This window comes from Streptomyces griseus subsp. griseus (assembly GCF_000720255.1).
Taxonomy (GTDB): domain Bacteria; phylum Actinomycetota; class Actinomycetes; order Streptomycetales; family Streptomycetaceae; genus Streptomyces; species Streptomyces griseus_I.
On record NZ_JOJE01000088.1, the window covers coordinates 1 to 10831 of the forward strand.

Here is a 10831-nt window from a genome sequence, read left to right on the forward strand (position 1 = left end):
AGGGAAACGCCCGGTTACATTCCGAACCCGGAAGCTAAGCCTCACAGCGCCGATGGTACTGCAGGGGGGACCCTGTGGGAGAGTAGGACGCCGCCGAACTCCCTTTAGAGCTCCGGTTCTTGGGCACATGCCCGAGAACCGGAGCTTTTTTGCGTTGATGTAAGGTCAGGGGGCATCGTTGGCACGTTTCCCACAGGAGGCCCCCGGGTGGAGGTCCAGGAGACCCGCGTCCAGACGGACCGGGTCCTCACCATCCCGAACATCCTCAGTATGGCTCGGCTCGTTGGCGTGCCACTCTTCCTGTGGCTGATCCTCAGGCCGGAGTTCGGAGGGCCCAAGAGCGACGGCTGGGCGCTGCTGGTGCTCATGTTGAGCGGAGTCAGCGACTACCTGGACGGCAAGCTGGCGCGGCGCTGGAACCAGATCAGCAGCCTCGGCCGGCTTCTCGACCCGGCCGCCGACCGGCTCTACATTCTCTCGACCCTGGTCGGTCTCACCTGGCGGGAGATTCTCCCCATCTGGTTGACCGCTGCACTTCTGGCGCGAGAGCTGGTTCTGCTGGTGATGGTGGGCATCCTCAGGCGGCACGGCTATCCACCGCCCCAAGTGAACTTCCTCGGGAAGGCCGCCACGTTCAACCTGATGTACGCCTTCCCCTTGCTGCTCCTGAGTGACGGAAGCGGATGGATCTCGTCACTCGCTGCCATTTTCGGATGGGCGTTCGCCGGATGGGGTACAACCCTGTACTGGTGGGCAGGAGTCCTCTACGTGGTACAAGTCCGCCGCCTGGTCCGTGCGGACGCCATGGCCGACTGATCCCGCCAGATTGGCGGCCAGGAGTGGCTCGATGGCCCGTGGGGGAAAAATGCGGGACAATCTGGACGGGTGAAGTCGGCTTACCGTCGTCTCTTTGTAGGAGGACGCTTCCGACATGAAGGCCGTCGTGATGGCCGGAGGCGAAGGCACACGCCTTCGCCCTATGACCTCGAGCATGCCCAAGCCGCTCCTGCCGGTGGCCAACCGGCCGATCATGGAGCACGTTCTGCGGTTGCTCAAAAGGCATGGACTCAATGAGACCGTCGTAACTGTTCAGTTCCTGGCGTCACTGGTCAAGAACTACTTCGGCGACGGCGAAGAGCTCGGAATGGAGCTCACGTATGCCAACGAGGAGAAGCCACTCGGTACCGCCGGAAGTGTCAAGAACGCCGAGGAGGCGTTGAAGGACGATGCCTTCCTCGTCATCTCCGGCGATGCCCTGACCGACTTCGACCTCACCGAGCTGATCAACTTCCACAAGGAAAAGGGCGCGCTCGTCACGGTCTGTCTGACGCGTGTACCCAATCCCTTGGAATTCGGCATCACCATCGTCGACGAGGAAGGCAAGGTCGAGCGCTTCCTCGAGAAGCCGACCTGGGGGCAGGTCTTCTCGGACACCGTCAACACGGGCATCTACGTGATGGAGCCCGAGGTGTTCGACTATGTCGAGCCCGATGTTCCCGTCGACTGGTCCGGCGATGTCTTCCCGCAGCTGATGAAGGAGGGGAAGCCGGTCTACGGCTTCATCGCCGAGGGCTACTGGGAGGACGTCGGCACGCACGAGAGCTACGTGAAGGCGCAGGCCGACGTGCTCGAGGGCAAGGTCGACGTGGAGATCGACGGCTTCGAGATCTCGCCGGGCGTGTGGGTGGCCGAAGGCGCTGAGGTGCACCCCGACGCCGAGCTCCGCGGGCCGCTGTACATCGGCGACTACGCGAAGGTCGAGGCCGGCGCCGAGATCCGGGAGCACACCGTCGTCGGCTCCAACGTCGTCGTGAAGAGCGGCGCCTTTCTGCACAAGGCCGTGGTGCACGACAACGTGTACATCGGGCAGCACAGCAATCTGCGCGGCTGTGTGGTCGGAAAGAACACCGACATCATGCGTGCGGCTCGGATCGAGGACGGCGCCGTCATCGGTGACGAATGCCTGATCGGCGAAGAATCGATCGTTCAGGGCAATGTCCGGGTCTATCCGTTCAAGACGATCGAGGCCGGCGCTTTCGTCAACACGTCGGTCATCTGGGAGTCGAGGGGACAGGCCAATCTCTTCGGGGCCCGCGGCGTTTCCGGCATCCTGAATGTTGAGATCACGCCGGAACTCGCGGTGCGGCTCGCCGGTGCCTACGCGACCACCCTGAAGAAGGGCTCCACGGTCACCACGGCCCGCGACCACTCCCGTGGCGCCCGAGCGCTGAAGCGTGCGGTCATCTCGGCCCTGCAGGCGAGCGCCATCGACGTACGTGACCTGGAGAACGTACCGCTGCCCGTGGCGCGGCAGCAGACCGCGCGGGGCAGTGCCGGCGGGATCATGATCCGGACCTCGCCCGGGGTGCCCGACTCCGTGGACATCATGTTCTTCGACGGACGGGGCGCCGATCTGTCGCAGGCCAGTCAGCGCAAGCTGGACCGGGTGTTCGCGCGGCAGGAGTACCGGCGTGCGTTCCCGGGCGAGATCGGGGACCTGCATTTCCCGGCCAGCGTGTTCGACTCGTACACAGGGTCGCTGCTGCGGAACGTCGACATCACGGGGATCTCGGAGTCCGGGCTGAAGGTCGTCGTGGACGCCTCGAACGGCAGCGCGGGGCTCGTACTGCCCAGCCTGCTGGGGAAGCTCGGTGTGGATTCCCTGACGATCAACCCCGGTCTCGACGAGTCGAGGCCGACCGAGAGCGCCGATATGCGGCGGTCCGGGCTGGTGCGGCTCGGGGAGATCGTGGCGTCCTCGCGGGCGGCGTTCGGGGTGCGGTTCGACCCGGTCGGTGAGCGGCTTTCACTGGTCGACGAGAAGGGACGGATCGTCGAGGACGACCGGGCCCTGCTGGTGATGCTGGACCTGGTGGCCGCGGAGCGGCGCAGCGGGCGGGTGGCGCTCCCGGTGACCACCACGAGGATCGCCGAGCAGGTGGCGGCGTACCACGGCACGCAGGTCGAGTGGACGACCACGTCGCCGGACGATCTGACGCGTGTCGGTCGGGACGAGTCGACCATCTTCGGTGGTGACGGCAGGGGCGGGTTCATCGTCCCGGAGTTCAGCAGCGTCTTCGACGGTACGGCGGCGTTCGTACGGTTGATCGGGCTGGTGGCGCGGACACAGCTCACGCTGAGCCAGATCGACGCACGGATTCCGCGTGCGCACGTCCTGAAGCGGGATCTGGCGACTCCGTGGGCCGTGAAGGGCCTCGTGATGCGTCGGGTCGTCGAAGCGGCCGGAGATCGCTTCGTGGACACCACCGACGGCGTGCGGGTGGTGGAGACCGACGGGCGCTGGGTGATGGTGCTGCCCGACCCCGCTGAGGCGGTCACCCATCTGTGGGCCGAGGGCCCGGACGACGCCTCCGCCCAGGCGCTGCTCGACGAGTGGTCGGCCGTGGTGGACAGCGCCGGGCGCTGAGAAACCCTGCACGCGTGCGTGCCGGACACGTGTCCTCGAGGGGGCCTGTCCGGCACGCCGGTGGGGCCATTCGGAGGTAGGGGGCGCGACATGCGACGATGTGCGGCATGCCGCAGCAGCCCCCCATTCGGAGCACACCTACGCGCCCTTCGCGGCCGGACGCGTCCATGTCGTTGCTCACCAACGTCATGGACCACAGCCTCGACGACGGCTATGCCGAGGCCGCGGCCCGGAAGAAGGCCGCGGGGGAGGGCGGTCTGCCGAAAACCCTGAGCGCGAAGCTCGGCCTGGCCGCCGGTCTCGTCCTCGCCGCCCTGGTCGTGACCGTCGGAGCGGCGCAGGCGAGGGTCGCGGCACCGGTCGTCGCCAAGGAGCGCGAGGAGCTCATCGACCGCATCGACAGGGAGACCGAGGCGGCGGACAAGCTGGAGGGGAGCGTCGACAAACTGCGCGATGACGTCAGTGCGCGGCAGCGGGAGGCGCTGAAGCACAGTGGCGGCGGCGAGCAGGCGGAGTTGGTGGGGATTCTGTCGGGCGCTGTGGAGGTGCGCGGCCCCGGCGTGAGGCTGGTCGTGAACGACGCCAAGGAAGCCACTACGGGCGGTGACGGCAATCCGCGCGAGACATCCGGTTTCTCCGACACCGGGCGGGTGCGCGACCGGGACATGCAGCGTGTGGTGAACGGGCTGTGGGAGTCGGGCGCGGAAGCCGTCTCCATCAACGGGCAGCGGCTGACGGCGCTGTCGGCGATCAGGGCCGCAGGTGACGCGATACTGGTCGACAACAAGCCGCTGGTGCCGCCGTACACGGTGCTCGCGGTGGGGGACGGGGAGCGGCTGAGCAAAAGGTTCCAGAACAGCGCCGACGGGCTCTATCTGCACGCCCTGCAGGAGAGCTACGGCATCCGGACCGGGATCTCCACGGAGGACGACCTCCGGCTGCCCGCCGCCCCGAGTGTGATCGTACGTACAGCACAGCCGAGAACTGAGAAGGGCACATCGTGATCGCCGTACTGGGCCTCGTCGTGGGAGTCGTGGCCGGCCTGTTGGTCCGGCCTGAGGTTCCGGCGGTCGTCGAGCCTTATCTGCCGATCGCCGTCGTCGCGGCGCTCGACGCCGTCTTCGGAGGTCTGCGGGCCATGCTCGACGGGATCTTCGACGACAAGGTGTTCGTGGTGTCGTTCCTGTCGAACGTCGTGGTGGCCGCGCTGATCGTCTTCCTGGGTGACAAGTTGGGCGTGGGTGCCCAGCTGTCCACCGGTGTCGTGGTCGTCCTCGGTATCCGCATCTTCTCGAACGCCGCCGCGATCCGCCGGCACGTGTTCCGGGCGTGAGGCCGATGAGCGACAAGGACCAGACGGCGGAGACGGCCGAGATCTCCGAGAACGCCGAGATCTCCGAGAACGCCGAGATCTCCGAGAACGCCGAGATCTCCGAGAACGCCGAGATCTCCGAGAACGGTGCAGGGGCTGTGGCCGCCGAGGGTCACCCGGGCTCAACTCATAGTCGCGGTGCTGTTGTTCGGTCTCGGCTTCGGCCTGGCCGTCCAGGTGGCGTCCAACAGCGACGGTGACAGCGCCTTGCGTGGTGCGCGTCAGGAAGATCTCGTGCGCATCCTCGATGAACTGGATGACCGTACTCAGCGTCTTGAGGACGAGAAGACGGGTCTCGAGAAGCAGCGTCAGGAGTTGGAGAACAGCTCCGACCAGGCCGAGGAGGCCCGTAAGCAGACGGTCGAGAAGGAGCGTCAACTGGGCATCCTGGCGGGCACGGTGGCGGCGGAGGGCCCCGGCATCACGATCACCATCGACGACACCAAGGGGACGGTCGAGTCGGACATGCTGCTCGACGCGATCCAGGAACTGCGTGCCGCCGGAGCGGAGGCGATCCAGGTGAACGGCGTGCGCGTCGTCGCCAATACCTATCTGTCGGATTCCGGGAAGAGTGTGAGCGTGGACGGGAACAAGATCACCGCGCCCTATCGTTTCAAGGTCATCGGGAAGCCGCAGGACCTCGAACCGGCACTCAACATCCCTGGAGGCGTGGTGCAGACCTTGGAGAAGGAGCAGGCCACCGTCGCCGTCGAGCGGTCGACCAAGATCGTCGTGGACGCCTTGCGAGCAGCGAAGCAGCCTGACTACGCTCGGTCGTCCTCGCGGTGAACCGGGGGTGCATGGGGGCCGTGCGACGGGGGCATGAGGTTGCGGGGGGTCGGCGCACCGAATGGGCGGTGCGTGGTGGAAACTGTCTGGTGGATACGGACGTTGTGAGGATGTCCGGGTCGGCCGGTCTGGTCAGTCAGGGTTCGTCCTGCCCCACGGGCGGGTCTGTTTCGGTCAAGGGGAATCGCCCGTGAAGTTGTTTGCGAAGTTGTTCGGCAAGAGCGCGCGAGAGGGCAACGACAATGCCACCGCTCGTCATCGCGCGACGCCCGACGCGGAGGGTCAGAGGCCGCTGTTCCGGGACCAGGTCGGTGGTCCGGGAGGGGACATTTCCGGAGGTCAGGGCGCGCCGTCTGTTGACCCTGGCCAGTCCGGAGGCATAGGTTTCGGACAACCGTCAACCTCAAGTGCGGGTGGAGGGTTTTCCCCTATGTCAGCCCTGGTGTGTACGAGGTGCGGTAACCGCAACGCGGAGAACAGCCGGTTCTGTTCCAACTGTGGTGCTCCGCTGCGGCCGGGAGTCACCCCCGAGCGTGCGTCGGAGACGACCTCCACGATCTCCATCTCCGGCCTTGAGGCCTACGACTCCGAGGCCACCGGTCAGACGCAGCTGCCGGCGCTGTCTCCGGAGGCGCAGGCGGCCGTGGACGCGCTGCCGCTGGGTTCCGCGCTGCTGGTCGTGCGTCGCGGGCCGAACTCGGGCAGCCGCTTCCTGCTGGACGGCGACCTGACCACGGCCGGGCGTCACCCGCAGAGCGACATCTTCCTGGACGACGTGACGGTCTCGCGCCGGCATGTGGAGTTCCGGCGCGGCCCGGACGGCTCGTTCACGGTGGCCGACGTGGGCAGTCTGAACGGCACGTACGTCAACCGCGAGCGGATCGACCAGGTCGCTCTGTCGAACGGTGACGAGGTGCAGATCGGCAAGTACCGGCTGGTCTTCCACGCGAGCCAGCGGGGCTACTGACCCTCCTCCGGACTCTGTCCGGGGGGAACCCAGGGAAGGTCCATGCTTCAACCACCGAGGGGCGGCGCCGGACACGGCGCCGCCGCCGCGGACAGTGGACTGATGAGCATCGGCACGGTGCTGAACGTGCTGCGCGACGAGTTCCCGGAAGTCACCATCTCCAAGATCCGTTTCCTGGAGTCGGAGGGGCTCATCGAGCCGCAGCGGACCCCCTCGGGGTATCGCAAGTTCAGCGCCGAGGACGTCGACCGCCTCGGTCACGTCCTGAGGATGCAGCGGGACCACTATCTGCCGCTCAAGGTGATCCGGGAGTATCTGGACGCCATGGAGCGCGGCGAGGCCGTGCAGCTGCCCGCGCTCGGCCGTCAGCGGGACGGTGAGGCCGGGGCCGAGCTGCTGGAGGGCCCCACGGCAGCCCGGATCGGGCGGGCCGAGCTGCTGGCCGCCGCCGGGATCGAGGAGCGGGAACTGGCCGAGTGGGAGTCGTACGGACTCGTCACGCCGATCGAGGACGGGGTGTACGACGCCGAGACGGTCACCGTGGCCGCGCTCGTCATCGAACTGGGCCGGTTCGGTATCGAGCCGAGGCACCTGCGGGTGATGAAGGCCGCCGCCGACCGTGAGGCGGGGCTGGTGGACCAGGTGGTGGCACCGCTGAAGCGGCACCGCAACCCGCAGACCAGGGCCCACGCCGAGGCCCGTACGAAGGAGCTGGCGGGCCTCACGGTGCGGCTGCACGCCGCGCTGGTGCGGACGGCGCTCGGGGTGCGGCTGCCCTGAGGCGGCTGTTCGCCGACCCGTCCGGAAGGGCCCGGGATGGCCTGATCGGCCGCCGGATCCCGGCCCGACTACCCAAACGTCCCGAGCACGGCCTAGGGTTGCTGTGTGAACGAGCTCGATGTCGTAGGTGTCCGGGTCGAAATGCCCTCCAACCAACCGATCGTGCTCCTGCGCGAAGTGGGAGGCGACCGCTACCTCCCCATCTGGATCGGGCCCGGGGAGGCGACGGCCATCGCCTTCGCCCAGCAGGGCATGGCCCCCGCGCGACCGCTGACCCACGACCTGTTCAAGGACGTGCTGGAGGCCGTCGGCCAGGAGCTCACGGAAGTGCGCATCACGGACCTGCGTGAGGGCGTCTTCTACGCGGAGCTGGTCTTCGCCAGCGGGGTCGAGGTGAGCGCCCGCCCGTCCGATGCCATAGCGCTGGCACTGCGCACCGGTACGCCGATCTTCGGCAGCGACACGGTGCTCGACGACGCGGGCATCGCGATTCCGGACGAGCAGGAGGACGAGGTGGAGAAGTTCCGCGAGTTCCTCGACCAGATCTCGCCCGAGGACTTCGGCACCAGCAGCCAGTAGCGTCGGTTCGGCGGTGACGGCCCCGGTGGACGGGGCGCTCGCCCCGGTGATGCGTGCGTCACGGGCTTCTCGCCGACAGTGCTGAAATGTCGGGATTCGCCTAAGGCGCCGGAGTGCGTCCTGCGGCTCCCGCTCAGGGCATTCGGCTAGCCTTTCCCCGCGGTGGGGTACGGGAAACCACTCCTTGGGTGATTATCACTCGGCGTGCCGAGTGTGGCGATCGTTGACGCACCCCTGGTGACTGCCTACCGTCGAGAAGGCAGGTCAAGGACGGAGGTCGGCGTGAGCAGCAGCGGCGACGGTACGACTGGGGGTGCCCCCGGATTCGGCCCCGGGGGGAGCGGTCCGTACCCTCCCCCGAGCTCTCGGCTCCGCTCGAGCATGGGGTATCCCCACCCGGGCAGCGCGGCCGATCACGCACCACAGCGACCGACGGCCGTGCCGAGCGGTGGAGGGGCGGCGCCCATGGCGTCCGAGGAGATCGGCTACCGAGGTCCGACGGCCTGTGCGGCGGCCGGAATCACCTACCGGCAACTGGACTACTGGGCCCGCACGGGACTCGTCGAGCCGAGCGTGCGGCCCGCCCACGGCTCCGGAACGCAGCGGCTGTACAGCTTCCGGGACGTCGTCGTTCTGAAGATCGTCAAGCGGTTCCTCGACACCGGGGTGTCGCTGCAGAACATCCGTACCGCCGTCCAGCACCTGCGTGAGCGAGGTTTTCGCGACCTGGAGCGGATGACGTTGATGAGTGACGGCGCCACGGTCTACGAGTGCACCTCCCCGGACGAGGTCCACGCGCTGCTCCAGGGAGGGCAGGGCGTCTTCGGCATCGCGGTGGGCGTGGTGTGGCGGGACGTGGAGAGCGCGCTGTCGCAGCTGCACGGGGAGCGGATCGACACGGGTGAGACCCTCGTCGGGCACAATCCGGCGGACGAGCTGGCGCGGCGGCGCAACCGGGCGGTCTGAGCGCGCCGGTCCTGGCTCGGTCCAGGGGGCCGAGTGAGGCTCTGCGGTCGGTGCCGGGAGGGCATTGTCAGTGGCGTAGGGCAGCATCGGAGATGTGAGAACCGCGCCCACGATCCTGCATCTCGACATGGATGCCTTCTACGCCTCGGCGGAGCAGGCGGCCAAGCCGAGTCTGCGCGGGAAGGCCGTGATCGTGGGTGGGCTCGGGCCGCGTGGGGTGGTGGCGACCGCGTCGTACGAGGCACGGGTTTTCGGGGTGCATTCGGCGATGCCCATGGCCCAGGCGCGCCGGCTCGCGCCGAATGCCGCGTATCTCGTGCCGCGGTTCCAGTTCTACCGGTCGATCAGCGAACAGGTGATGGGGCTGCTGCGGGCGCTGTCGCCGCTGGTGGAGCCGTTGAGCCTGGACGAGGCGTTCGTGGATCTGGAGGCCGGGGGAGCGGCCTGTGACGAGGAGTCGGCGCGGCTGGTGGGGATGCAGCTGCGGACCGACATACGTGACTTCACGGGGCTCACGGGGTCGGTGGGGCTGGCCGCGTCCAAGATGATCGCGAAGATCGCTTCCGAGCAGGCCAAACCGGACGGGCTGGTGCTGATCGAGCCGGGCACCGAGCGGGCGCTGCTGGGGCCGTTGTCGGTGCGGACCCTGCCGGGGGTGGGGCCGGCGACGGGGGACCATCTGCGGCGGGCCGGGATCACCACGGTGGAGGAGATCGCCGAGGCGGGGGAGGACGAGCTGGTGCGGCTGCTCGGGAAGGCGCATGGGCACGCTCTGTACGCGATGGCGCTGGCGGAGGACGAGCGGCCCGTGGTCGCGGAGCGGGAGGCTAAGTCGGTGTCCGTGGAGGACACGTACGACGTGGACATCCATGATCGAGTGCGGGTGGGGATGGAGGTGCGGCGGCTCGCGGACCGGTGTGTGCGGCGGTTGAGGGAGGCGGGGTTGTCGGGGCGGACGATCGTGTTGAAGGTGCGGCGGTACGACTTCTCGACGTTGACGCGATCGGAGACGTTGCGGGGGCCGACGGACGATCCGGCGGTGGTGCGGGAGGCGGCGGGGCGGTTGCTGGACTCCGTGGACACGACGGGTGGGGTGCGGTTGTTGGGGGTGGGGGTCAGTGGTCTCGCGGATTACACGCAGGAGGACCTGTTCGCCCAGGTGGCGGAGGAGAGGGGCGAGGAGCCGGTGGAGGAGGCGCACGGTGGTGAGGTGGCGGCGGGGCAGCGGGAACCCGAGCCCGCCGAGCGGCGGTGGCATCCGGGGCACGATGTGCGGCATACGGAGTACGGGGCCGGGTGGGTGCAGGGGAGTGGGGTGGGGCGGGTGACCGTGCGGTTCGAGACGCCTGGGTCGGGGCCGGGGAGGGTGCGGACGTTTCGGGTCGACGATCCGGCGTTGGAGGTGGGGGAGCCGGTGCCGTTGGCTACGCGGCGAGGAGGGGAGCGGGCTGGGCGTGAGGGGGGTTCAGTGGCCGTGGGCGAGGCAGGTGCAGGCGGGGCGGGTCGTCCGGGGGTGGGTCGCGCAGCCCGGCGCTGACGGGGCACCGCCCGCGCCCACCCGTGCCGCCCCAGCGGCACGATTGCCCGCGACCTTGCGGGGTGGTGGGGGCCCGACGGACGGTACGGCGGGGGCGGAGGGCGACTCCCGCGGGGTGTGCGGCCCGGCTGACGTGGGAGAGCGACTGCCAGCGGGGTCGCGGGGCCGCCGGGGGCGAGGTGGTGGGGGCGGGAGGGCGCTTGACCCGCAGGGTGGTACGGCGGGGCTGGGGAGGCGACTGCTGTGGGAGGCGCGGCCTGGCGGGCGCGGGCGGGCTGCTGTCCGTGGGTGGGAGGCGCGCGCGGCCTTGGCTGGTGCGGGAGGGCTCCTGGTCGCGGGACGCGTGACAGGGCGCGGGGTGCCGGCGGCATGGGCTGTGTGGCGGGGGTGGGGGCGACTGTCTGTGCTGTCTCT

10 protein-coding genes and 1 rRNA gene are annotated in these 10831 nt (G+C 68.6%); all 11 read left to right on the forward strand.

The genetic code is table 11. From position 1 onward, the window contains the following. A 5S ribosomal RNA gene (rrf, locus tag IG99_RS44665) occupies positions 1-99 on the forward strand; the annotation flags it as partial. Between the two features lie 108 nt (positions 100-207). Further along, positions 208-816: a CDP-alcohol phosphatidyltransferase family protein gene (locus IG99_RS42920; RefSeq protein ID WP_037684403.1), complete on the forward strand. Its 609-nt coding sequence runs from the start codon at positions 208-210 to the stop codon at positions 814-816. Between the two features lie 115 nt (positions 817-931). After that, entirely contained in the window at positions 932-3427 is a 2496-nt protein-coding gene (locus tag IG99_RS42925; protein ID WP_037684404.1) for a mannose-1-phosphate guanyltransferase, read from the forward strand. A gap of 167 nt (positions 3428-3594) precedes the next feature. After that, positions 3595-4431, forward strand: a complete 837-nt coding sequence (locus IG99_RS42930) for a DUF881 domain-containing protein (RefSeq protein ID WP_037684405.1) — start codon at positions 3595-3597, stop codon at positions 4429-4431. Continuing rightward, positions 4428-4760 (forward strand): small basic family protein, encoded by a 333-nt coding sequence (locus tag IG99_RS42935; protein ID WP_003988855.1) that lies wholly within the window; start codon positions 4428-4430, stop codon positions 4758-4760. Before IG99_RS42930 ends, IG99_RS42935 begins: the two co-directional genes overlap by 4 nt. 126 nt (positions 4761-4886) lie before the next feature. After that, positions 4887-5588: a DUF881 domain-containing protein gene (locus IG99_RS42940; RefSeq protein ID WP_107056175.1), complete on the forward strand. Its 702-nt coding sequence runs from the start codon at positions 4887-4889 to the stop codon at positions 5586-5588. A gap of 61 nt (positions 5589-5649) precedes the next feature. Continuing rightward, positions 5650-6555, forward strand: a complete 906-nt coding sequence (locus IG99_RS47215; protein WP_078948268.1) for an FHA domain-containing protein — start codon at positions 5650-5652, stop codon at positions 6553-6555. A gap of 42 nt (positions 6556-6597) precedes the next feature. Further along, entirely contained in the window at positions 6598-7335 is a 738-nt protein-coding gene (gene ftsR, locus IG99_RS42950; protein ID WP_037684410.1) for a transcriptional regulator FtsR, read from the forward strand. 105 nt (positions 7336-7440) lie between these two features. Continuing rightward, entirely contained in the window at positions 7441-7914 is a 474-nt protein-coding gene (locus IG99_RS42955) for a bifunctional nuclease family protein (RefSeq protein WP_037684412.1), read from the forward strand. Positions 7915-8196: 282 nt separating this feature from the next. Beyond that, on the forward strand, positions 8197-8880 hold the full coding sequence (locus IG99_RS42960) for a MerR family transcriptional regulator (RefSeq protein WP_078948269.1): 684 nt from the start codon (positions 8197-8199) through the stop codon (positions 8878-8880). A gap of 94 nt (positions 8881-8974) precedes the next feature. After that, on the forward strand, positions 8975-10417 hold the full coding sequence (locus IG99_RS42965; RefSeq protein WP_051866620.1) for a DNA polymerase IV: 1443 nt from the start codon (positions 8975-8977) through the stop codon (positions 10415-10417). Positions 10418-10831: the final 414 nt, after the last annotated feature.

Coding starts and splice junctions, on each gene's coding strand:
- IG99_RS42925 (WP_037684404.1), top strand. CDS start 932: ATGAAGGCCGTCGTGATGGCCGGAGGCGAAGGCACACGCCTTCGCCCT.
- ftsR (WP_037684410.1), top strand. CDS start 6,598: ATGCTTCAACCACCGAGGGGCGGCGCCGGACACGGCGCCGCCGCCGCG.
- IG99_RS42930 (WP_037684405.1), top strand. CDS start 3,595: ATGTCGTTGCTCACCAACGTCATGGACCACAGCCTCGACGACGGCTAT.
- IG99_RS47215 (WP_078948268.1), top strand. CDS start 5,650: ATGGGCGGTGCGTGGTGGAAACTGTCTGGTGGATACGGACGTTGTGAG.